The 21,981-nt window shown below is 64.3% G+C and carries 8 protein-coding genes; 3 read left to right on the top strand and 5 right to left on the bottom strand.

What is annotated here, in order from left to right; all coding sequences use genetic code 11:
* Positions 1-37 precede the first annotated feature (37 nt).
* Genes PPSIR1_RS20515 through PPSIR1_RS46355 form a run of 3 tightly spaced genes read left to right on the top strand, consistent with a single transcriptional unit; the run spans position 38 to position 9,448 of the window.
* Complete coding sequence (locus PPSIR1_RS20515; RefSeq protein ID WP_006973061.1) at positions 38-6,436, top strand: DEAD/DEAH box helicase; 6,399 nt, start codon at positions 38-40, stop codon at positions 6,434-6,436.
* Positions 6,433-7,773: a PD-(D/E)XK nuclease family protein gene (locus PPSIR1_RS46360; RefSeq protein ID WP_086001535.1), complete on the top strand. Its 1,341-nt coding sequence runs from the start codon at positions 6,433-6,435 to the stop codon at positions 7,771-7,773. The genes PPSIR1_RS20515 and PPSIR1_RS46360 overlap by 4 nt, the downstream gene beginning before the upstream one ends.
* Before the next feature lies 1 nt (position 7,774).
* Positions 7,775-9,448, top strand: a complete 1,674-nt coding sequence (locus tag PPSIR1_RS46355) for a nuclease-related domain-containing DEAD/DEAH box helicase (protein WP_086001534.1) — start codon at positions 7,775-7,777, stop codon at positions 9,446-9,448.
* A 55-nt stretch (positions 9,449-9,503) separates the two neighbouring features.
* Here PPSIR1_RS46355 and PPSIR1_RS20500 read toward each other — a convergent pair whose 3' ends face one another.
* The 5 genes from PPSIR1_RS20500 to PPSIR1_RS20480 form a co-directional block, all read right to left on the bottom strand.
* A complete protein-coding gene (locus PPSIR1_RS20500) occupies positions 9,504-10,547 on the bottom strand; it encodes a hypothetical protein (protein WP_006973058.1) in 1,044 nt (347 codons plus the stop codon).
* 11 nt (positions 10,548-10,558) lie between these two features.
* Complete coding sequence (locus tag PPSIR1_RS20495) at positions 10,559-15,013, bottom strand: ATP-binding protein (RefSeq protein ID WP_157595759.1); 4,455 nt, start codon at positions 15,011-15,013, stop codon at positions 10,559-10,561.
* A gap of 70 nt (positions 15,014-15,083) precedes the next feature.
* Entirely contained in the window at positions 15,084-16,598 is a 1,515-nt protein-coding gene (locus PPSIR1_RS20490; RefSeq protein ID WP_006973056.1) for a hypothetical protein, read from the bottom strand.
* Positions 16,599-16,600: 2 nt separating this feature from the next.
* The gene (locus tag PPSIR1_RS43320; RefSeq protein WP_086001533.1) at positions 16,601-20,158 is read right to left on the bottom strand and encodes a Druantia anti-phage system protein DruA; all 3,558 of its coding nucleotides are present in this window, start codon (positions 20,156-20,158) and stop codon (positions 16,601-16,603) included.
* 244 nt (positions 20,159-20,402) lie between these two features.
* Positions 20,403-21,950, bottom strand: coding sequence for a sigma-54-dependent transcriptional regulator (locus tag PPSIR1_RS20480; RefSeq protein ID WP_157595758.1), 1,548 nt, complete (start codon positions 21,948-21,950; stop codon positions 20,403-20,405).
* Positions 21,951-21,981: the final 31 nt, after the last annotated feature.

The raw sequence follows: 21,981 nt of genomic DNA, 5'->3' as shown, positions 1-21,981 counted from the left end.
TGTTGATCTTTGCTCACCAGGGCAGCACCATGGCGTCATGCGGTCGATTCAGGCGGTTCACCGCCACCTTCACAACTCTCTGGCGCGCTACCTCAAGGCTGCCTATCACCTTCGCGATCCATACCTGCTTGCTCAGCGCGACCTGCTGTTTGATCTCGACAACCCGCAGTCACAAGGGGTGCTCTCCCAGATCCCGTATGTGGAGACTCTGCCCAACTACACCTCGGCAGATGCGAACTGGCTCGACACAGGGGGCGTCCCCCCAGCGGCACGACAGGCCTTGGATGCGCTGGCGCAGAGAGGGGTCTTCTTTGATCCGCCGTATGAGCATCAGGCCACGGCTATCACCCGGGCCCTCAACGGCGGCTCCGTCGTCGTAACTACCGGGACAGGCTCGGGGAAGACCGAGTGTTTCCTCGCCCCCATCGTGGGCAAACTCGCTGTGGAGGCGGAGGCGAGCGCTGCGTCATGGGCGCGACGCGCCGTCCGTGCCCTCGTCTTGTACCCGATGAACGCCTTGGTCAACGATCAACTGGGCCGGCTTCGTCGCTGGTTTGGCGCGGTGCAGCTCAAGACCTTGGTCACGGAAACCTACAAGCGCGATCGGGTGATGACCTTCGGGCGCTACACCGGCCGCACTCTCTACCCAGGACTGCGGATGCGGTGGAACGGAAAGCGCTGGAAGCCGCGCGACGCGGAGAGGATCAAGCCTGCCTACGACCATTTCTTCAAGATGCTCTACGACAACGCAGCGCGCGACGTACACGGCGCAGCGTCCCTGATCTCGAAGCTTCGCGAGTTGGGCAAGTGGCCCGTCAAAGACACCCTCAACGGAGCGGACGACTTAAAGAACTGGTGGGGGGACGGCGACTACCTGACGCGCCCATACAAAGACCCGAACCACCAGCCCAAGCCGATCCGGGCGGTCTGGCGCAAGAACGACGCTGAACTCTTTACCCGGCACGAAGCGCTCGACCTCGACGGGCTCGACCACCAGGGACCTCCCGACGTCTTCGTGACGAACTACTCGATGCTAGAGTACGCGCTGCTGCGCCCCATCGAGCGCTCGCTTTTTCGCCAGACCAAAGAGTGGTTGGACGCCTGTCCACAGGAGCGCCTCCTGCTCGTGATCGATGAGGCCCACCTCTACCGCGGCGCCTCTGGTGCAGAGGTAGCGATGTTGATCCGCCGCTTACGCCACCGTCTCGGCATCGGCCCTGAGCGGCTCCAGGTGATCTGCACGAGCGCGAGCTTCGCTGGTAGCGATGGGTCTGGCGACCATCCGGCTGCCGTGTTTGCGGCCCGCCTCACGGGGAAGACGCCAACCGACTTCGGCGAGCCTGTCACCGCGACCCGCCGGGAGTTGGGGGAGCAGGCGGTTGAGATCAGCGAGAAGCGCCTCGCCGAGTTGGAAGCCAGCGAGGTCGCCACTGTGGGCCTGCGGGACGCGCTCGCACAGGAACTGCTCGCCGACGCTGGGGGCGCCGAGGTCCGCTCCTGGGCGCCTCTGCATCGTCTCGCTAAGTTCACCGCACGGAAGGCGAGGCCTGTTGATCTCTTGCTGGAGGAAAAGGCATTCCCTCCGGAGCTTTACCCCAGCCTTTGGGCGACCAAAGCGCTCTCGGCTCGGCGGCAGCGACTGGTCGCCACGATCCTGGCGATAGGCAGCTACGCAAAGTTGGATATGGAGGACAGGCGAGCGCTACTGCCCGCCAAGGTGCACGCGATGTTCCGTGGGCTCCCCGGGCTGTGGGCCTGCGCCAACCCGGAGTGCGACCAGATCCCCGGGAAGGTCCGGGAGGGACTCTGCGAGGGGGCACCCGCCCCCCTCGTGGGCAAGCTCTATCCCTTTGATCCTGGGCCGCGGTGTCGTTGCGGAGCTCGAGTCTACGAACTCTACACCTGCCGCGACTGTGGTGCGACGTTCCTGAGGGGCTATGTGAAGGGCTACGAGCTCGACGCGTGGTCTCTACTCTGGTCGAGTCCCGCAGAGGGAGATGGGCTGCGACCTCTGGACCTACTAGTGGAGGAAAACGCAGTACACGACGAAGCCGCGGACGTTCGTGAGGCCCGGTTCGACCCGTTGCGTGGGCGGATCTCGGCCGCCAGTGATGACAAGTCCGCTGGCTCATTGCGGGAGGTCGTTGTGCCCGCCAACCCCGGCGCCAGCGCTGACGCGGGTTTCTGGGCTTGCCCGGTCTGCATGTCCGCTGAACGCCACGGGGGGACCCGCCAGAGGAGTCCGGTTACTCCCCACCGCACTCAAGGGGCCCAGCCTTTCCTGAACCTCATCCAGGCGCAACTCGCCGCTCAGCCAGCGAAGCCTCCGAAGGAGGAAGAGACAGAAGAGGCGCGAGCGCGGCGGCTGCGGATCGCACCGCTCGAGGGCCGCAAAGCCCTCGCGTTCTCAGACTCTCGGCGGGCTGCCGCCGAGTTGTCCATCCAGGCCAACGAGTTCGCCCTCAAAGACGCTGTACGCCCCATGTTGCTCGTGGGCTGGCGCATGCTGTCAGAGGCATATGAGGAGCTTTGCGCTGAGACAGCGCGGCGCAATGAGGTGTTGCTCAAGGCGGACCTTCAGCCCGTGGAGGACCCGAAACCGCTAGACCTCACCGCCGCTGGGCAGGCGGCTCTGTTGGGGGCGGCGCGGCTGAGCCAGCGGCTTCGCGTGCCTGACATCGGCGCCGCGGACAGCGAGCAACTCTACGCGGCCATGAAGGTTGCCGAGCGTCTCGCAAATATGATGCGTCAGGCAAAAGACGTCCGACCTCCCAAGTGGGCGACCCTACTCAAGGAGTTCGCGGAGCGCAGGCCTCCCGACCCGAGTGAAGACCCTGCCGACGTGGGCGCCCCAGCGGTGGTCCGCGATTGGGTCCTAAGCGGACTCTCCGGGGCAATGGCTCCGAGGCTCGGGGGTGGAACAGGCCGCGCTGCCAGCAAGCGGGCCATGGACCTTTGGGGACTCGCGCTGGCGTCGGTGCGTCCTACGCGGGGTGGACTCAGCTCTGCCCGAGCCAAGATCCAGTCCGCCGGGGTTCTGCCAGTTGGACTCATCTCCTCTGATCTTCTACTTGACCACCTCTGTGGTCGCTGGCTGCGGCTCTGGCTTGGTCGAGGGGTGCTTCTTTCGGAGGCAGTGGAGGCCGGCGTGGATTTCCCCAAGCAGGTTCCAAAGAGGCTCGATGCGAAGCACGCCGAGCGGTGGAAGGGCGCAATGAACGAGGCGCTCAACCTCAAGGATAAAGACACCAATAAACTGCACCGAGCGCTGCTCGAGGCGTTTTGCGACGCCGAACGGCGACTTCTCGGGCGCGTCCTGACGTTGGAGGTCGACTGCAATTTGGCGCACTGGCGAGGCTGTCGGCGCTGTCGCGGGGTGCAGCCAGTGGTTCCCCAAGCGGCCGTACTGGCCCTTGGGGATGATGGTCAATGGCTCCTGGAGTGCGAGCGGTGTCGCGACGAGGACACAGCTTGCCTGGCGGAGCCTGACGTGGTTGCGTGGTTTGAGGCCCGCCGCACCCACTACCGGGCCCGCGCGGCAGAGGCCCTCGATGGCTTGCAGGAGAATGTCTCCAAGGCCGGCGAGCAGGTCGTCCTCCCGGCCCTTCCACTCGCGGGCGAACACACGGCCCAACTCGGGGAGTTGGACCGCGAGGCGCTCTTCAACACCGCCGAGATCAACGAACTCCGGTTCCAGGACGTAGACCTCGGCCCGGTGGGAAAGGCGAAGAAGAACACCGACGGTGAGTACTCCATCGAGGGGCGCAAGGAGTCCGACGCGTTCGATCTCCTCTCGTCCACCACGACCATGGAGGTTGGCATCGACCTCGGTGCAGTCTCGGCGGTCGCGCTGCGGAACATGCCCCCGCGTCGTGACAACTATCAGCAGCGGGCGGGTCGGGCGGGTCGTCGTGGCGACGGCATCTCCACGGTGATCGCTTGGGCTAACGACAAGCCCTTCGATCGGCAGCATTTCGAGCACCCCGCGGACCTGATCTCGGGGCCGCCGACGAACCCTAGGCTGGACACCAACAACCTGCAACTCGTCTATCGACATGCACTGGCGATGTCACTACAGAGGTTCTTCCACGAGACCCTTGACAGTGACAAAGAGTACGAGCGGCACCTGCTCCAGAACCCCGACCGCAAAGGAATCTTTGACGGCCTCGGGACCGTTGGCCAGTTCCTGGCCTCGGGCGACCGTCTCACCCTGGCGTGCTTCGAGGAGTGGCGGCAGGCCAATTGTGCTCAGCTAACGAACGAGATCCTGGCGGTGCTCGGCGATTGCGTTGACGACGAGGGTAGGGGAAAACTCGAGGACGAATGGGAGGGCGAAACCCTCAAACTGCTTCATACCGCCTTGGGTGTTTCGGCGCCTGATGAAACCACAGTGGCTGAAGTAGAAATTGAGCCTCGGGGGAAGCAACCTGTTGCTCAGGAGACAGCACCGGAGGCGTCGCTGAGCGATGACAATGACGATGAGCACGTTGGGGTTGAGGAGGCTCATCTCCACACAGAAGACGAGGGTGACAACGACGCGGGTGGTGACGCGGCGTTGCAAGCGGAGGAGCAGGCGGACGCTGCTTCGAGGGTGAAAAGGAACCAGAGCTCGTTCGATCTTGCGCATGCCAAGGTCCTCGACGTGCTCATGCAGGCCGGCGCGCTGCCGAGTTACGCGTTCCCTACTGATGTGGTGGGCTTCCATATCTTCGCCAAGGACCACCGCGCCAAGCGACCGCGCTTCCTCGAGGTTCCTCGTCAGGGGCGCGCGAGGGCGCTGAGCCAATATGCTCCGGGCCGTGTGCTCCCGGTCAATAATAAGCGCTATCGGGTTTCCGCCCTCTACCACCCGGACAGCGGCACGCTCAAGGATGCGGTCGCGGCCCGGAAGCATCAGTGGGTCTATCACTGCGAGAACTGCCACCATACCCGCAAAGGCGAGCAAAATCCGCGAGCCGCTGGGGAGGGCTCTGCCACGGCGGACGGTGGTGGCCAACCTCTGGACGGCGACGCTACGGATGCCCCCGCACCGGGAGAGGCCTGTCTCGTCTGTGGGGTTGAGAATCGTTGGGCGCGTTGGATCGCTCCTCCGGGGTTCGCCACGTGCTTCGATGAACAGGGAGAGCACCTCGGAGGTACCGAACGGGTGAGCGACCAATATCCGACCAGTGCACGCCTCATGATGGACGCCAAGGATGCGGAGTTAGAGCCAGTCGATGCATTGAACGGGCGAGTTCTGGTGCCCGGGAACCGGCTGCGCGAGGAGTTGTTCGTTGTCAACGAGGGCCCCAAGCGGCGTGGCTACCGGATCTGCCTGGACTGCAAGCGCATCGCGCCTCAGGTCGCCAAGGATGACGACGCGGAGTTCGGACAGTTTGGTCCACATACGAGGCCGCAACCGGGCCACATTGACTGCAGGAACGCGTACCGCACCAGCGGGCTACGGCTCGGAGCCACCTTCGTGACCGACCTCTGCCTACTGCGGCTGGCTGTTCCAGATGAAGACCGAGGCTGGATCGCCATCGACAACGCCCGCCGGCCGGGTGATGGTCAAGACCATGTCCAAGGCGGAGCACTCGACACCAAGCGGGCGGCGAGGACTGCCTGTGAGGCCCTGGTCCTGGCAGCGAACACAGTGTTGCAGTTGGAGCCGGGGGAGTTGGCCGCCGACGTGCGCCCGGTCCCGGGGGGTGCAGGCATCGACAACGACGGAGATGCGCAAGTGTCAGCCTGGGGCACCGGGTTCGAGTTGTACTTGTACGACACGCTGGCCGGTGGCGCGGGGTTTAGCCACCGGGTGCGAGAGAACATCGAGAAGATCCTTGAGCAGGCCGTTCAAGTGTGCGGGAGTTGCGAAGGGACATCGGCCAATGGCGAGGCGACGAGCGGGTGCGCGACGAGTTGCACGGGCTGTCTACAGACCCACCTCAACAAGCAGCACCACGATGAACTTGATCGCCACCTTGGCCGTCAGTTGTTGATGTATCTACTGCAGGGCGTGCGAGGGCTCTTTCATGAGGAAGTCGTCACTCCGCTCGCTAGGCGGATCGCCGGTACAGCGCGGGAGGCGATCGCCGCCCTCCAGGACGTGCACCCCGGCGTGGAGTGGATGAGCGAAGATGAGGGTCCGTGGCTTGAACGGGAGGCCGGTGGGGAGCCGGTCGACGTGCTGGCTGAGATTTCATCGGGAGTGGAGTCCACGAACCGGCGGGTTTGGTTGGTCTACGCCCGGCCCGCGCAGGGTACCGGGATGGGGGGACATGGCTGGATGGCCCGAAACGAGGCGCGGGCGAGCGCCCTCGAGCGAGCGGAGGACACCGAGGACCTTCCTGTTGGAGTAACCCTCGCCGCGTTCGACGAGGGGGCCTTTCAGCGAGATCCAGATCGAGTGGTGAAGACCCTCGCCGCGAAGCTCGGCATAGGGGGCACAGGATGATCCGATCCCGCTGGACTCGACCCGCTCAACTCGGCAGCAACGCAGTGCTGGCCCTCTTCGGGGAGCGGGCGCCGCGCTCGCTGAGTTACTCCCGCGCGAAGGTCACTTGCGGCCTGCGAGCCGCGTGGTCGCTCATGCCGGCAGCGGGGCTGGAACTCACACGCGAAACCCCTCCCGCGACCGCACGAGGGGTGGTGATGCACGCGGCGATGGAGGCCTATCTTGCTGTGCGCGGAGAGACGGGCCCAGAGGCAGGCGTACGTTCCGCTGTGAAGAAAGCCGGCGGGTACAAGAACCTCATACTGACGGCGGCGACGGCAGTTACCTGCGGTGAGCGGCCGCGGGTGCGTCTCGGGGGTAGGCTGGGGCCGATCGACCGATGGGTCGCCCAAGGCCAGGCCCAATGGCGAAGCGCCTTGAGAGGGTGGGTGAACCTAGCCGAGACCCGCTTGGACTTGACGAGGCTTTCGGCGCTGGCCGCCGGATCTCCGGTCGAGGGCGTCGGCGTGTGGGCTGAGCCCGAACTGAACGCGGAACTTAAACTCGATGCTCTCAATGTGCGGCTAGGGGGGAAGATCGACCTGCTGAGCGTGAGCGACGACGGGCGGGCCAAGGTCGTCGACCTCAAGACAGGCTCGGCCGACGGCGTGAATGCACAGCTACGCCTGTACGCCTGGTTGGTACTCGCTACACGTCCAGATGTCACGAGTGTCACGCGGGAGGTATGGGACTACGATGGGATCGTCACGGCCTTTGAGCCGTGTGAACGCGCGGAGATGGACGCGCTTGAGGCCGGTCTGCGCGCCTGGTTAGTCACCTGGGCCGCCGCTGTTGGTGACGCAACTGCAAAACCCGCGAGGACGCCAGAGGCCTGCGGATTCTGTCCGCGATGGGGGGACTGCGAAGCTGCAGACGGAGAACCCACTCTGTGGACTCAGAAGGGCGCGCTGACGCCGTCGCCTGGAACCGAGGGATCGGAGGCCACGACAGGGATCGGCCGCGATGATCTGGGCCCAGGGTGGTGCGTCGAAGCGGAAATTGAACGGGTATTGGGGGAATTTATGGTTGTACGCGCACGACGCCTGGTCTGCGTCCGTGACGTGGGAGCTGAAGTCCTGGCGGCAGTCAACAGGGTGCTGCACCCAAGCGCTCCAGCCTGGGTCGTGGAGCGAGGGCCAACTTCTGGACCAGCGATCCTTGGGCTCGCGTCGGGGGATGTCGTGCGGATCTTGGGCACACGGTTCTTTCTAAACGACACCGGGGCAACACTCCGGCTCGGGCACAACAGCGAAATCGTCCTTCTCAACACGGCTACGGCCGGCGAGGTGGTGGGCTAACGTGGCACGTCTCATTCCGACTGTGCGAACTCTTGAGCAGGTGAGGAATCGGGGCGAGCGCGATGTTGCTCGAGCGCTGCAGGAGCAACTCGACGACAACGTCGTCGTCTATCATAGCTATCCTTGGCTACAGATCCGCACGAACCCAAACACGCGGGCTGACCACCTCAAGGACGGAGAGATCGACTTTGTGATCGTAGATCCGAAGCGTGGCGTGCTTGTGCTGGAGGTCAAGGCCAGCGAGATCGTGTATGACCCCGTGGAGCATCGATGGTCGCAACTCAACCGGAGGGAGGGCAAGTGGCATCACATGCAAGGCCCTTTCGACCAAGCGGAGAAGAACAAGAGCGCAATACTGAATCACCTGCGGGATGATGATGTGTTCGAGGGCGCCCCGCCGTTCACCATTGGCCACGCGGTGGTGTTCACCGAGACGCGTTGGGAGGGACCTCTTCCGGCAAATGCCCATCCGGCTATCCTCCTGGGTCCTGGGGCGCTGCGTGATATGCGACGAGCCGTTCAACGCGCCCTGACGCATTGGTGTGCGCTTCCACGGCTCAAGGCGATCCATACAGATATGCTCTCCAGCCTGAGGTCGGCTTTGAGCCCCATGTTCAGGTTCGTGCCAGTACTCTGGCGAACGATCGCGGACCAGGAGGAGAAACTCCTAAGGCTGACCGAAGCTCAGCACCGGATTCTGGGCTTCATCAGGCGTCACCCACGATCAGCCATTGAAGGGGTCGCGGGTTCGGGAAAGACCCTGTTGGCCATGACCCAGGCGCGACGCCACGCCGACGCCGGACTACGAGTCCTCGTCCTCTGCTACAATAAACACTTGGCGCAGTCGCTCTCCGGTTCCCTGTCCCCAGCCTATGAGGACCAGATCGTGGTGAGCACGTTCCATAGTATCTGTGCCCATTTCTGCCGACTGACTATGCGGTCATTCAACGCCCAGGGCGACGCCTTCTGGCGCGATGAAGCAGCAGACCTCCTTGAGGCGGCAGCGTTGGATGTTGATCCAAAGGAGAGGTTCGACGCCATTGTCGTGGACGAAGGGCAAGACTTCTTGGAACTCTGGTGGGAAGCGCTGGAGGCCCTCTACCGGTGCGATGAGCCGCGCCGGCTGACGGTGTTCTACGATCCTCGGCAGCGCATCTATCGGGATGCCGCGATGACCGCTACCGAACTTCAGCTCGCGCCTTTCACGCTGGACACGAACTGCCGGAACACCCAGGCGATTGCAGCGTACAGCGCCCGAGCGCTGTCATTCGAGGCGGAGGTAGACCCAGGCGCTCCTAAGGGTATGATCGTTGAGGAAGAACGCGTCCACTCTGAAGCTGATGTGATCAAGGCGACACGGAAGACCGTCCAGGACTGGTGTCTCCGGGACCGCGGGGGACTCAAGCCGTCTCAGGTCGCCATCCTCGTACCGTGGTTGCGTCACGACCAGTGGCCAGAGAAATTCGGGGTGGTGCGTTTGGTTCACGACCTCGAGGCGTGGCGTCGTGGCGAAGGTGTGCTGCTGGAAACCCACCGCCGCTTCAAAGGACTGGAGGCTGATGCGATCGTCCTAGCCGGCGTACCCGATGCAGGGACGCAGCGCGGCTATTCCGCGGAGGACCACTACGTGGCAAGTTCTCGAGCCAAGCACGTCCTCAAGGTGATCCGGACCTAGTAGGTACGGATTCCCTCTGTCGTGTCATCATCTGATCGACGATAATAGTGTTTGCTCATTTCGAGATACTCATAGAGGCAGTCGACGGACACAGTGACTTTAGCGGACCGGGGCATGCTTCACAACTGCGAGGAGCCTCATGCGCGCAATCCAATTTCGCCGCGCGTCGGTTGGATATGCTCATGAACAAGTAGAGGGCCTGCTGCACGATCCTGGGGTTGAACCGCTGCAGCCCTGGCTTCATCTGCTCGAGATCCACGCGCTTTGCGAGCCGCTGGATGAACTCCCGCCGCTTGTTGTAGGTCCACGGACCTGGATAACCGGTGCCGGTCAGGAAGAGATCGACGTTGCTGTCGATGACGACGTATCGCGTCCAGTCGACGCCCTCGGCCCACGGCGACAGGCCCGGGCACAGGTCAGGGTTGCAGACGGCGGAGAGAAACATCGCGGAGATCTTGTCGCTGACACGCCACGCCTTCGAGAGCCGCCGCTCGAGGGCGACAGCCCGCTCAAGTGGGTCGTCATGCTCGCCGAGCACCTGCTCACGGAGCTCAGCGAGGCTATCGGCGCTGCCTTCTCGCAGGGTGAGCGCGACCGATGTTGGCACCTTCCCGAAGTGCCCGTAGCGCTTGAGCAGGACCGTGTGCTGTTTGAGGTGACAGGGCGTGCGTGGCCTCGCGCCGCAGCGCCCTTGCTTCGTCACGGGGTCCTTGGAGAGGTCGCACGCTTCTAGCAGCGTGGCGTTACTCTTCAGGTGCGGGCAACGGCTATCATCGGCGAGTGACAGCAGTCGACGGGAGTCTGTGAGTTCGTAGGTGTGCTCCTTCGAGATCCCCCGCAGCACGCGGAGGATCTGAGCGTCTTGTCGACGCTGGAACATCGTCGTAGCGATCAGCATCCGGAACAACGCGTCGCCGCTGCCGCGCGCGAGCGCTCGGCGACTCACCGCGAAGTGTCCAACCCGACGGCGGTCGCAGAACATGCTGGCTGTGCCCACGTCCTCGTCGGTGCCGTGGTACCGATCGAGGTACCACCGGGTGATGAGGCGCGCGAGCCGATACTGCTGCCGGGTAGGCCGCGGGCAGAGAGAATCGGGCATCAGGCTGATCGCTAGACCCGCTTGAAGTGGGGCAGCGTGGTGACGAAGGTGTAGGGGGTGTACTGCTGATTCCGGAAGAAGCCCTCGTACTTCTGAAGCTGTTTGATCTGCGTCTCCAGAGACCTCACGCCCCTCCCAGACCGGGCGCCGAGCAAGGTCCTGACGACCGACTTCACGTGCTCCGAGTTTTGGTTTTGCAGAAACAGCTGAGTAGCGAGGTTCCCGGACAAGTTGTCGGGAATGTCACCGGGGAACTGCGTGCCCAGAGCGATGCCAATCCCAAAGGCTCGCCCCTCCCGAGCGAGTTGGTGAAGCCGGGTGGACTCTTTCACCCGCCACGCCTCATCAAACACCAGAAGCCGTCGTAGCCGACGCGGCTGCTCTCCTCGGAGGGCGTGCGCGTGCAACCTCACGATGATGAACTCCGAGAGCGCCTGCTTGATGTTGTCGTGAGGCAAGCCGTTGAGTTGCAGCGCGACGCTGCGCTCGAGCAACTCGTCAAAGGTTGACTCCGCGTCTTCCGACGATGGGAACAAGCCGAGGTCAAACAACGGGGACAGCCGGTTGAGCAACTTCTCGTTCTTCCCCGTGCTCTCGAGTTGTTCGATGACCTCGTCAAAAGAAGGCGGCGCAGGAGCGTCATCCACATCGATCCAGACGCGCGCCTTGATGCCGCGAGCTTCGTACGCGCGCTGCATCGCCTTGCGCAGCCGCGCCTCCATCTGATCTCCGAGGCTGAACACGCGCTTCAGGATCTGAGCGATCTCATGGATGTGACGAATCGGCTGGGCGCGCCCAGTCTCGTCACCAGCGAGCTCGAGTGGGTTGAAGGGCAAGCCCTGTCGATCGACGTTGTAGACGTCGAGGCCCACCAACTCGCTGAACTCCGGATCTGCGTAGTCGTTCTTGTAGTCAAACGCGCAGACAGGGACTCCCGCTTGAGTCACAGCGTGAATGATCGCGCGAAGAATTTGGGTCTTCCCTGCGCCAGAGTCCCCCGTCACCAGCAAACCGAAATTATTGAGAGGATGCTCTTCGTCATGGGGAGCCCAAGTCACCTCCCCGCCAGTTGGGCTCTCGCCGATGTGGACGCGAATGTCCTCGTCCGGCTGAACTGCTGAGCTCCGCTTCCGCTGCGATGACCGCTTCTTGGACTTCGACTTCGACTTGGCCGATGACCCCGGGCTTGAACCAGGCTCAGGTCCGCTCGCGTCAGTCTTGAGCTTGGTCGACTTAGGGCGCGACCGCTTTGGTAGTTCTCCTGCCTCGATGATCTCGACGTACCCAACGGTGTTCTTTCCAGGAGAGCGTCGGTACTTGGGCGCATCGGGAGAGACCGACACCTCCCCCGGGGCGATCTTCACGCTAAAGATCAATCCAAGAAGCTCGGCCGGTCCAGTCTTGAATAACTCCTCGAGCGTTCGGACGAGTCGGCTGCGACGGTCGGCGCTGTACGGCCGCGCCGCGACGGCACGGTAGAGTTGGTCCTTGAGGATCGACTCTCGCGCCCGCGCGACAGCGGTCCCATCGTCATCCAAGCCGATGATGTGTCGCAGGACAGCGATCGTTTGGTCGACCTGTGTCACCGCCTCACCCTCGATGCCCTTCGCTCGCACCTTCACGACCGCGTCAGCGTCTTCGTAGGTCTTTACCTCGATCGCCTCGAGCACAGGCCCAGCGTCGCTCATTCGCACGCCCAGGAGGTCGCCGTGTCGGTCGTCGGACGCGACCCCCAAGATCCACCGCCTGCTGGTCTTCTCATCCAATGAGATCAGCAGCGCCTCGGGGTGCGCGCGCAGGTACCACCTCGCCGCGATGAGCGTACCGATCAGGCCCTTGGCGAAGCGGGGCTCAACCAGAGACACCCCGATCTGGGCGCGGAGCAAACCCAACACTGCCTCGCCGCTCAGGTTGAAGAGCTCCTTCAACGTACGCTTGACGCTCTGTTCCGTCGTCGGGAGGCCAGCCAGTCGAAGGGCATCGTGGACCAAGTGCTCCACGGTCTCATGGTGAGCCGTCACGGTGACGACATCTCGGCCACCATCCTGCCGCCAGTCGAGCCGCTCCGCGCCTTTGATCCGGAACGTGGGCTCGATGCCCTGATCGAGGACCGAGACCCACACCGCGGAATTCGTGATGCGCTCGAGCTCCTTCCTGCTCTGGCTCGCGCCCGAGCGTCGGCCGAGGATGTCGGAGGTCGGAGCGTCGATCGTTCGACAAAAGAGCTCGTGGTAGCTACCAAACAGTGGGATATCGCCGGAGACAATAACGTCGATGCGGTCGTCAAAGTCGTCGTAGAAGTACGAGCGCGGCAGCGTCAAGGGTGACAGGCGCGGGCGAGGAGCGCTCAACTTCACGACCTCGGCTTGCCCCGGATCGAAGAGCGCCAACAGATGGGCTGGGCGATCACGTAGGTGTGCTTCGACGTCTGCGAGCGACGGGACGGCGGGATAAACTTGCAGGGTGCCGCCCGCGTCCACGAGCTCGCGCGCGAGGGTGCCGAGCTTGTCATCCTCTTCGTCTGTGGCGTCGGGAGCCTGACGCGTCCGCAGGACGGTCGCATGGAGCGGCACTGGCAGCTCATCATCTAGCGGGTTCTTCAGGTTCAGGAGCCGATCGAGCGCCCCCGCCACGCTAGGGGGGTCCACGAGCGTGACGCGGAGGCCGATCGCGGCGTGAGGCATGAGCCGCATGAGTCGGTCGGCGAGAGCAGCGAGGGCCTTGCTCTTAAATGTCCCGCGCTGCCGCGCCTTCGGCTCAGCGAACATCGGCAAGGCCCCATAGCTGCCCGCGGCGATCAGTGTGGAGGTATGCTCGATGGCGCCACCGTCAGCAGCGAACCGACTCAGCACGACGTGCGGAGTCGCCGTGTGTGGATCTGTGACGAGATCCTCTAGCTCTTCGGGGCCGATCTTCCTGAGCTCGTCTAGGTCATCGGCGAACACTTCGATCAGCGCGTGCAGACGCCAGAGGTGGAACGGGTGTGTCGGCGCCGCGACGGCGAACCACGCCTTGCCGGCGCGCACGAACGCAATGTCCAAGCTCAGCATTCGCGCAATTAGTCGGCGCGCGGGCTCCAAGTTACCCCGACGCTGGAGGATATCGGCGGCCTCCTTGACGAGCTTGAGCGCGCGTCCGTACGCGTCGAGCATCAGCCCCACCTCCGCGCAGAGCTTCTTGTCTGCGGCCAACGCCAACAGCGGGTGGTCCAAGAGCGCGAGCTGAGAGGAGAGGAGCGTCGCGCGGCGCTCAGCGTATTCGTCGAAGGCCTCGAGGGCGGCGGGCTCGATCATCCGCCGATTCACTGCCTTCTCGATCATGCCGCGTACGTGGTCTTCAGCTCCCGGCGTGAAGGGGTGGACGTTCGCGTCCCCTGCCGCGATCATCTTGGTCGCGCTGACGAAGTCGACCGCGTCAGTTGCGACGGCGATGCCCCCCCAGACGTCGTGAGTGAGCAAGCCGCCGAACAGGCCCACGCTCTGACGGCTGCCCTCTCGTCGCTGTGGAAGGACAACGCGCTCGCCGAGCTTCAGTTGGTCCTGGTCCTCGCCGTCGGGGCTAGGCTCGAGCAGCTTTTGGTACGCCGCGGCCGCTTTCTTGGCGCCCTTCGACCCTGACAACAGCAGATCGAGCGCGAGGATGTCCCCTTCGACTCGCTCCTTCCGTGCAGGGCGAGGCTGGTCCTCATCGTAGGCCTCCGCCGTCTGGGGAAGCTCCGTTCGCAAGAGCTCACGGGCTCGCTCGAGTGAGATGCCTTCGAGCGCTGGCCGTTCGCGTGAGGCTGCGAAGCGGAGCAGCTTGTCAGCGTCTTGGCGAGTGAGCTTGTCGCCGTTGTCTGACGCGTGGACGAGGCGCTCGAGGTTCTTGTCAGAGAGCGTCTCCAGCGAGCGAACGAAGTCGACGTTCGCGCGGAGGGCTTTCTTTGCACTCCCCAGGCCCGCCGATGAGGTCAGCTTGGGTGATCGCAGCAACCCCATCCGCCAGACCCCTCGAGCCTCGAGCTCGAGGAGCTTGGCGGGGCGCTTCGCGCTCGCCTCCAGCGGCGCGACGTACTCCAAGAGCGTCGCTGTCGGGACGTCGCGGCTGCGCTCGGCGAGCGCCCGCCAGAAGTGGCCTCGCTCCGGCTGCTCTAGCCACTCTGAGGCCACACGCGCGATCTCACCTCGCAGCTCCTTGGCGCGAAGGGGGCGAAGCGCCGTCCGAAGGGAGTTGAGCTTGGCCGTCGGTCCGAGCACCACGACGATCGATCGCGCCCCGTCCCCCGCGGCGTCGTCATTCCGCCACTTGTTGGCGACGAGTGGGTCAGTCGTGAGCTCGAGCTTTGCCGTCTTGCGTCGCTTCCGTCGGGGCTTGGCACCGCCCAAAATGGCGAGACGCAGGGGTCCTCGAGCCCCCGCCTTGGCCTCCTCCGCGATGACGCCCACGAGCGCGTCGACGTCCAGCGGCGGGAGGTCCTCGGCGATCACCCCCAACGCGCTACGGTCGGTCAGCCGCGCGCACAGATGACCAACGATGCGGCCGGCAAACTCTTCTGATTCAGCGCTCATAGCTGTCTCCCACGAAGGTCACGTCATCGGCGTAGCGACGAGCGAGCCCCATGACGGTGAGCTCGTCGACTAGGCGCTCGGTGTTTTCGAGCAGCGCGGGGATGTCCACTGGTAGTCCGCGGTTGGCGAGGACGCCAGCGTCGTCCCACGTTTCATCGCGGCGACCGCCGACGATGAGCCCGAACCGTCGCCACAGCCGCTCGAGGAACTCGTCTAGCGGGACAGCGTCGCCGTGTTCAACGCACGCGCGGACCAGCATGTCGATCACGGGCACGCTCGGTCGAACACGTTTTGACCGCGTGGCACCCTGGAAGTGGGGATAGAACAGCCCGACCTTGCACCCGAGCCCTCGCAAGAACTGCTTGGGTCCGCCTGACTCGTACTCGCGACAGTAGCTGGCGACCAGCGCGCGCGCGAGCACATCGGCAGGCTTCGCCTTGGGTCCGAGCTGTTGCCTGGCCTGCTTGAAGTAGTTCATCCGCTGCTTGATCTCTTGGTCCGAGGGGCTCCCTTGCTTGGACTTCGCGCTGTCGATCCCGACGAGGAACGGCTTGACACGCCGTAGGTCGGTCGTGCCTGACGGCGCGGGATCCATGTCGTCCGCGAGCGCTTGGCCCTTTGCGATCAGGCCGGCGAGGCGCTTCGCAAGCCACTGCTCGAAGCTCCCGTAGATGAAGTCGAGGGATCGCTCGCTCGCAACCGCGACGTCACTCCGGCGGTGACCTGCCAAGGTCATCAAGGCTGGGGCGCGTCGCTCGAGGCGCCCCCCCGCCGCGAGGGCCTGAGCGTGAGCGATGGTGGCAACGCAGACAAATTGGACCGCGCGTTGGAGCGTCCGCATGCTGTTGCCTTGGCCTCGCTCATGGGTGGCCAGACATGAAGCGGCCTCTTGAATGGTGGTGACGAACTCTGAGTTATGCCGACGCTTCAGCGCCCTCTTGATGGCCTCGGCATCCCCAGCGCGGATCTTTCGGGCCGGGCTCTCGCTCAAGAGAGGCCAAGTCAACGCGCTCAGGGGATCACGTGGAGCGTCCACGACGGCCGCAGCGCGGATCGCCGCAGCCAGCGAGTCTTCCTCATCGGGGTCCCCGAGGAGCGCCGCTCCGAACACACCAAGCTTCCGGTCGTTCATGTCCGCGGTCACCATTCGACCATGGGTGAGCGAAAAGGAAGACTTGTCCTTCGAGGGGAACAGCGCCCGGTCGGCCCGGAGCAAACCCTCTACGTACCTACGAGTCCGCTCGAAGTCAGCGCGAGGGTGGTCGAAGGCCGCGTAGAGTTCGGTGTGTGAAGAAGCCAGCACCTCATAGGTCTTCTTCGGATCTGGCTTTCGGCCTTTGGTCCACCACACGACAAATTCATGCAGCAGCGAGACGTCGTACTGACCTCCCTGGATTGCGCGAATCAGACCGTTCGCCACGTGGACGGGCTTGATCCCGCCTGACGCTGGGCGCCATCCGACGTCCCGGTCGTAGACCTTGTTGAGCACCGCACCGATCTTCATCTCTACCCCTTCACGAAGCTTCGACCGCGGAGGTCGACTGACACTTGCACGTTCCCGCCCGTGTCTCGGTCGACCAACCTGACGACGACCTGGTCCTCCTTGGAGGGGTCGCCATAGGCGTCGGCGAGTTCGCTGATGAACGCGTCGATCCTCGCTTCGGGTTCGCCGCGTCGGAAGGTCGAGGGCAGACCCCGCTCGGCCGCGAGCAGCGCTTCAACGAGCGCGCGGTCAATTCGAAGCCGAGCTCGCCCTGACTTCGCCGCGAGCACCACATGATCGGGCTGATGGTCTGGGAACGCCTCATTCAGCGGAGCGCGCAGCCGCGGCCGGAGCAGCTCCAACCTCGCGCGCGGCACCGTAGCGGAGGACGCGGCGTAGCGCGGGGGCCTCGCATCATACCGATGGGTCATCCACAAGTGCAGGTGCTCGTCCGCCTCCTCGTCCCGGTCATAGAAGCGGTTTAGCTGGCGGACCACGCGACGGAGCGCGCTCGCGTCGGCTTCCAGCAGGGCTCGCAGCTCCTCGTCAATCTGACTCGTCGAGGTCAAGAGGCGGTCTCCGTCTACATGCTCAAACAACGCTCGCCGTTTGCGCTCCTCGAAGGACTCTAGCCGGTCCTCGAGTGAGGCCTCTACACCCACGAAGGCCGGCAGGCCCGCCGACCATTCATCGTCGCGATCGGCCTCACGCCAGAGCTTGTCGTCAAGGAGTGGGTGGGTCATCTTCGCAGGATCGAAGCGTCGGAGCGCGTCAAACAGCGGCCCATCGCCTCCATCGAACGCGTTGACCCAATAACGCGCGAGCGATCGTGGGCTCGTCGCGCAGCTCTCGTCGCAGGTGAGCATAAACGCGATGAACCCTTGCAGCTCACGCATCGTCGCGTGGACGCCGACGTCCGCGACGCCGGCGAGGAGCCGCGCGATTCGTTCGACCGGTCGGCCAGCTCCGGCGAGACGCGACGCGTTCGCTTGCAGTGAGCAGCCCTCGGCCCCAGGACAGCTTGCGCACGGCCCCGACAGCTGGAGCTGACGCCTGATCGCCTCTTCAACGACCACCGACGCGAGGTTGTTGCGGTGATTTAGATCAATGACGAGGAAGCGATCGTCTTCGAGCTCATCGTCCGCGTCTCCATACACGAGGGGATAGAGGAGCTGCCGCCTGACTGGGGCGGCCCATCGCGTATCCTCTGCGTCACGGACCAACTGGACGAGGATCCCCTCGTTGATCGCCAAGGCCAGCCCACGAGTCCTGCTGCGGGCGGCCTTGTTGATCATCTCGATCAACCGCTCGTTTGACAGCTCGTTGGCGTCAAGGCACACGTCGACGCGGGCGCTCTTTAACTTCTTGGACAGGTGCTTGAGGAGGTGAGTCTTCCCGTCACCAGGGTTCCCGGTCACGAACAGGACGCGCCCCCGCGCCCACTTCTTGACGAAGCCGTCAACCGCCGTCTCGATATGCAGCACTCGCACGACCTCGTCCGAGTGGTGGTCCGCGCAGGCGCCGCGGTCTCGGTACAGGCTCTGGATGAGCTCGGGTTTGCTCTGCGTTTTCATGACGCCGCTCCATTGAATCAGAGGTTTGCTCGCCGTGGGGGGAGGTTTATCAAATAGCCCGAGTTGCGGGCTGAGGTCGGGCGGGGTGAGTTCGAGCTTCACGGACGCGGGCCCCTGGACAGCGACGCGCGCCCGCACTCGCTCGTCGTTGACCCGGCGGCTCAACCAACGCGTAGACCACCACTTTGCGATCTCATCGAAGGTTGGTCGCGAAGGGGCAGCTTTGCGGTTGAGCAGCAGCGCACTTCGAGCATCTGAGGCGAGTTCGAGCCCGTAGACGCGTCGAGCGTGCCGGTGCTTCAGGTAGACCTCGACGTCGAGCCCCAGGATTGCGAGGCCCTCCCGGACTTGGCGCATCCGCGGAGACTGACCTTCGCCGAACACGTTGTTGACATTGCGCCCTCCGGTCACGTCTTCAACGAGCCTGCGCAGGGACGTGACAGTCTTTTCTGAGAAGTGCGTCGTCCCCCACCCCTCCGTTCGCCCGAGATCACGCCACCGGATGTCCAGCGGCTCCCCCGTCGAAGAGTTCAGCTTCGCGCGGAGCCGGTTGTACTGGCTCGAGACGGCCCCGTAGAGGCTCGTAGTGGTTAGGAGGCAGATCTCTGGGGTCCTCCTCACAGGTGCGCCCGCGACCTGAGACGCGATCTCGCTCACCCTGCCGCGATAGCGCTGGCGATATGCGTCCGAGACCTCTTCGCTCGCCATGGCGAGCGCGACCAGCTTGCCACCGAGGAGTTCGCGATACGGAGGGGCCGCGCCGCAGACGTTGACGTCGAGCAGTCGGCTAGAGAGCCCAACTTTTCGGATCTCTCGAGCCGCGATGGTGAGCGCGCGGCGTGCATCTTTGGTCTGTAGGGCGCCCTCCACAGCTCGACCTCGTGTTGGAAGACCTGCGAGCACACGCTGAGCGAACAGTAGATCTGCGAGGGTCTCAGCTCGCTTGCGTGTGAAGAGCGCTCGCTCGGAGGCCGTGACCCAGTCGATGTTTCCATCCTCATCGAGCGGCAGCGCGTGCAAGGACTCGACCTCTTCACCTCGCGCCTGCCGTTGGCTTCGGTCCTGGAGCTGACGGGTGCGCTCCTCTCGTGCGGCCGCGCCAATCACGCGAAGTCGTTCTTCGAGCTCGGCGCCTTCATAGTCGCGGAGTTCCTCAAGCAGGTCATCGCTACGTATTTGCTGCACGGCCCGCCCTAAGGTCCGGTTCATGGCGCGTCGAAGCTGTGGCCAGCGCTCTGGTTCCGCGCTGAGCGTGCTTAGGACTCCATGAGTCGACCAACCGATCCAATCGTCACGGACCTTGAGTTGCAGCGCCGCGTTGGCGATGGACGCGATCCCGATCACTGGGGCCATGGGTCGGGCGGCGTTGCGGACGAGGAACGCCAACGAGCGGCCCGGCGTGGTTCGGTACTCGAGGGACCATGTGTGGCGGAAGTACCGCCACACATCGTAGAGGGAGAGCCCAGTGTGCTCGCACCGATCGTCCGGCGTGGCGACCTGGATGATCGGATGGATGACTTCGCGGAGTGCGGTCGGGCGATCGGAGGGCGGCACACGAGAGACGTCCGCCAGCGTCAGAGCAAGATCGTGACCGTCATCAACCAGGTTGAGGACCGAGACCGTGCGACCTTCAAAGACACGGGGCCGCTCCATCCCTCGCAGAAACTTATTGACCGAAGCCTCGGAGAGTTGAACGGCCCGGAAAGCCTTCAGCGTCTCCTGGACTCGAGCCTTCGCCTCCTCGGCCCGCTCACCGCTGCGTGTGGCTCCTCCGATTGACGAGGACCAGATCTCTTTGTCGCGTACGTGGACGTCCCATCCCTGTCGGACAAGATCAGCGAGGACCAAGGCGGCGGCGCGTTGACGCTTCGAGCGAGCACCCTCCGCGAAGTCAATCAACGACGCTTGTAGTTGGAGGGGCCCGTCCGCAGCTCGGACCATCCCTGTGAGCTTCGTGTAGGCTGCCTTCTTGATTTTGGGGCTGTAGCGGACGGTCTGTGCCACCATCTGGCTGCACCCTTGCGTGATCGAACTCTTGGTGATCCGCGGCCTGCTGAGCGGGACCCCCAGAATCCTTGTTAGCGGCCTGATCCTCAAGTCGGGCGGTGAGGGTACTCGCGCCTTGGTGGACTACACAAGGCTACTTGACACGATGAAGACCTGAACACCATGTCAGGCACTCGCTCCTGACATGTCAAGAACATGGATGAGCACTCGCTCCAGCCGAGCGCTGACTTCCTGTCGGTTGGAGTCACTCGGTCTCGCTCAGCTTCGTCAGTTGAGCCTTGTAGGTCGACTCCTTCATACCGAGCGCCTTCGCGGCGTTGGCCTTGTTCCCCCCGGCATGGGCCAGCGCAGCCCGCAGCCAGCGCAGCTTGTACGCGTTCACTCGCCGGGTGTAGTCCCCCTCGTCGAGCGGGAGCTCGCCACGGAGCTCCCCTGCGCCGATGTGTCCAACCGCATCGGTTGCGATCATGCGCGTGTCGAGCCCCTCTCGGACCGTGTCGACCAGCTTGGAGCTCTTCGCGCCCGCAGCTCGCGCGACCAGGAGATGGTGAGCGGCCCGCTCGAGGTCTCGGAAGTTGCCGGGGAGCCGGTGGCGCTCAAGCAGCGCGAGGATCTTGGGGTTCCGGCCGAGCTCCTCGAGCTCCGTCAGCGAGGCGCCGACCCGTGAGGATATCCGCGCCAGGACCTGCATCCAGGAGTCGGGCAGGTCCTCCCGACACTCGCGCAGCGGTGGGATCCGCAGCACGAACACCGCGACGCGGTCGAGGAAATCGTCATCGAGGATCCTGTCCTGCCGCAGTCGCTGAAGCGAGCGATTGGTCGCCGAGATCAGCCGGAAGTTCGAGTAGCGGAGCTCGGTGTCTCCGAGCCGATAGAAACCTCGGCCTTCGACGGCTGCCATCAAACTCCGCTGCGTGGCCCTGTCGATGTCAGCGATCTCATCGAGGAACAAACTGTCGCCATCGACAGCGTCGAGCAGACCTTCGCGGTTCTCGGCCGCGCCCGTGAAGGCCCCCTGTACGTGACCGAACAGCTTGGACTGCGCGAGCTGAGGGTTGGCCTGAAACTGGCCGCAGACGACCACCGGCCATGGATCGAGGTCCGGGTTGGAGAAGGGGCTCCGCGCGCGTAGCCACGCCGCCAGGCTGGTCTTGCCGGAGCCTCGCTCGCCGAGCAGGAGCACGGGGGCCGGGGAGGTCGCCCACCGCTCGAGCTTAGCGATCACGTCGCGCATCGCCTCGCTGCGAACCCGCGTGGGGTCGAAGAGCTGACCGTCGTCGATGTCGTCAGCGCGAGATAGGCGCATCGTTCGGTAGCGCTGCAGCCATGACTCGACGTTGAGCTCGACCAGTTGGACCGCGCGGTTACCCGCCTCTCGGCCGCGTTTGTCTGCGGTCTGGATCAGGCTGAGCGGCCCGTCGATGAACCCCGTGCTACCGAGGAGCAGCCAGATCGCGTGCATCGCCGGCGTCCCCGGGGACAGGTGAATGACGATGTGTGCGCTCGGATGCTGGCGGCGAATGTCGAGCAGCGTTCGCTCGGCGAAGCGACGGATGGGCTCGTGCTCGATCGGAGAGGCCTTGGCCTTCCAGCGACACACCTTCAGCTTCGCGGCTCGCGCGACGGGGTGTTCGCGCAAGCCCTCACGAGTCTGCTCGAGGGCTTCGCGTTCGCGAGTGTTCGCTCGAACAGCGTGGGTGCACAGATATATGTGCTCGACGCGCCCCTTGAAGGGGCTCTGGGAGTCCGTCATCGCGGTGAGCAACGGGCCCGCGCCGCCGCCGATGCTCACCCAGCTGACCAGGATGACGGGTGAACCGCCT

The sequence above is a fragment of the Plesiocystis pacifica SIR-1 genome (assembly GCF_000170895.1).
GTDB lineage: Bacteria > Myxococcota_A > Polyangia > Nannocystales > Nannocystaceae > Plesiocystis > Plesiocystis pacifica.
Note: the sequence above shows the minus strand (reverse complement) of the source record. Positions and strands in the feature narration are given on the sequence as shown.

Excerpts from the sequence above, each read along its gene's own strand:
- PPSIR1_RS20515 (WP_006973061.1), top strand. The coding sequence starts at position 38 with ATGCGGTCGATTCAGGCGGTTCACCGCCACCTTCACAACTCTCTGGCG.
- PPSIR1_RS46360 (WP_086001535.1), top strand. The coding sequence starts at position 6,433 with ATGATCCGATCCCGCTGGACTCGACCCGCTCAACTCGGCAGCAACGCA.
- PPSIR1_RS20500 (WP_006973058.1), bottom strand. The coding sequence starts at position 10,547 with ATGCCCGATTCTCTCTGCCCGCGGCCTACCCGGCAGCAGTATCGGCTC.
- PPSIR1_RS20490 (WP_006973056.1), bottom strand. The coding sequence starts at position 16,598 with ATGAAGATCGGTGCGGTGCTCAACAAGGTCTACGACCGGGACGTCGGA.
- PPSIR1_RS43320 (WP_086001533.1), bottom strand. The coding sequence starts at position 20,158 with ATGGTGGCACAGACCGTCCGCTACAGCCCCAAAATCAAGAAGGCAGCC.